General features: G+C 64.2%; 2 protein-coding genes. Both read right to left on the bottom strand.

Annotation, left to right across the window (positions count from 1 at the left end):
• On the bottom strand, positions 1-680 hold a 680-nt coding region (locus DBR12_RS23370), incomplete at its 3' end, for a benzoate/H(+) symporter BenE family transporter (RefSeq protein WP_233245035.1).
• A 141-nt stretch (positions 681-821) separates the two neighbouring features.
• On the bottom strand, positions 822-2,300 hold a 1,479-nt coding region (locus tag DBR12_RS21370), incomplete at its 5' end, for a potassium transporter Kup (RefSeq protein WP_108619059.1).

Consider the following 2,300-nt stretch of genomic DNA (forward strand, 5'->3'; position numbering starts at 1 on the left):
GCCATGGTGACCACAAACAGCGGAATAGCCAGGCTCACCAGGGCCGCCACGCTGAACTCGGGCGCCATGAACACCGGCAGCGCCAGCTCCAGCTGCACCGCCGACCAAGCCATCTGCCCGTGGGCCGCCACATACGCCACGGCCACCACCAGCGTGATGACCACGGCATACCGCGCCAGCCAGCGGCGGCTGACCAAGTACACCAACAGCATGAGCAGCACCAGCGGAAGCGCCGTCTGGGCCGCCGCAAACGCCTGCAGGCCGAACCGCGCCAGCACGCCGGCGAGCAAGGCGGCAGCGATCTCCATGGGAATGCGGTTCATCACACGCTCGAACCAGCGGGTCATGCCCGCCAGGGTGATGAGCACCGCACTCAACATGAACGCCCCCACAGCCTCGCCCATGCTGAAGCCCCCGGCCAACCCGGCCGTGGCCAGCACAGCGGCGCCGGGGGTAGACCAGGCCACCATGACGGGCTGCCGCAAGATCAATGAGGGGACCAACGAACACAGGCCCATGCCCAGACCCAGCGCCCACATCCACGAGGTGACCTGGGCGGGTGTGGCGCCAAACGCCTGTGCGGCCTGGAAGACGATGGCCACCGAACTGGTGAAACCCACCAGCACCGCCACGAACCCCGCGACAAAGGTCGAGAGGCTCAGGTCTTTGAAAAATTGCATGGGCTGGATTCTGGCACTGCGCCCCACAGCCGTCGGCGCAGGGGGCTGCGCGCAGCGCCACCCGCCAATAAGCTACAAATTTAATAGCATACTTTGCACGATGGTCGCGCGCAGGAGGCCAAAAAAACCTCAAAACCCCGCTCAAATCTCGATCTTCGAGCCCAGTTCGACCACCGCGTTGTTCGGCAGGTGCAGGAAGTCCGCTGCGCCGCTGGCATTGTGGTGCATCTGCGCAAACAGCTTTTCGCGCCAGGGCGCCATGCCGCCGCCCATGGTGGGGATGACCGTGTCGCGCGAGAGGAAGTAACTGGTGGTCATGGCCTCCAGCTCGCAGCCCCGACCACGCAACAGCTCGAGGGCGCGGGGCACGTCAGGGTCGTTCTTGAACCCATAGTGGATCACCACCTGCCAGCAATCGTGACCCAGGGATTCGACCTGCAGCCGCTTGTCCAGACCGATCCAGGGCGTCTCGTGGTTGTGCACGGTGACAAACAAGTTTTGTTGGTGCAGCACCTTGTTGTGCTTGAGGTTGTGCAGCAGCGCATTGGGCACGGCGCCCGTCTCGGCCGTGAGGAAGACGGCCGTGCCGTCCACCCGGGTGGGCGGGCTGATGAAGACCGACTCCAGGAAGTCCTTCAGGTCGATCGCATCGGCGCGCAGCTTGTCGTTGAGCAGGCGGCGCCCTTCCTTCCAGGTCATCATGAAAGCGAAAACGATGCCGCCGATCAGCAGCGGGAACCAGCCGCCCTGGAACAACTTGAGCATGTTCGATGCGAAGAACGCCAGGTCCACCACAAAGAAGCAGCCCGTGGCCGCGATGCACAGCGCCAGCGGATAGCGCCAGCCGTAGCGGATCACAAAGAAGGTGAGCGTGGTGGTGATCAGCATGTCCAGCGTCACGGCAATGCCGTAGGCGGCGGCCAGGTTGCTCGACGAACGGAACATCACCACCGCCAGCACGATGGCCGCGAACAGCCCCCAGTTGACCAGCGGCATGTAGATCTGCCCGGTATCGCGCACGCTGGTGTGCTGGATGTTCAGGCGGGGCAGGTAGCCCAGTTGGATAACCTGCTTGGTCACGCTGAAGGCGCCGGTGATCAGGGCCTGCGAAGCAATCACCGTGGCCATGGTGGCCAGCACCACCAGCGGGATCAGCGCCCAGTCGGGCGCCATCATGTAGAAGGGGTTCTTAACGGCCTCGGGCTCGGCCAGCAGCAGTGCGCCCTGGCCAAAGTAGTTGAGCGTGAGCGCAGGCATGGCCACGGTGAACCAGGCCAGGCGGATGGGTCGCTTGCCAAAGTGGCCCAAGTCGGCGTACAGCGCCTCGGCGCCGGTCACGCAAAGCACCACCGCGCCCAGGATGATGAAGCTGGTGCCCGGATTGGCCCACATGAAGCCCAGCGCGTGGTGCGGGCTCAATGCCCAGAGGATCTCGGGGTGCCCCACGATGTGCGATACCCCCAGCAAGGCAATGCTGATGAACCACACCAGGGTGATAGGCCCGAAGAACTTGCCAATGCCGCCGGTGCCGCGCTTTTGCACCGCAAACAGGCAAAACAGCACGACCAGGGTGATGGGGATCACGTACTGCTTGAAGTGGGGCGAAACCACCTCCAGCCC

It is taken from the genome of Acidovorax sp. HMWF029, from assembly GCF_003060895.1.
Taxonomy (GTDB): domain Bacteria; phylum Pseudomonadota; class Gammaproteobacteria; order Burkholderiales; family Burkholderiaceae_C; genus Acidovorax.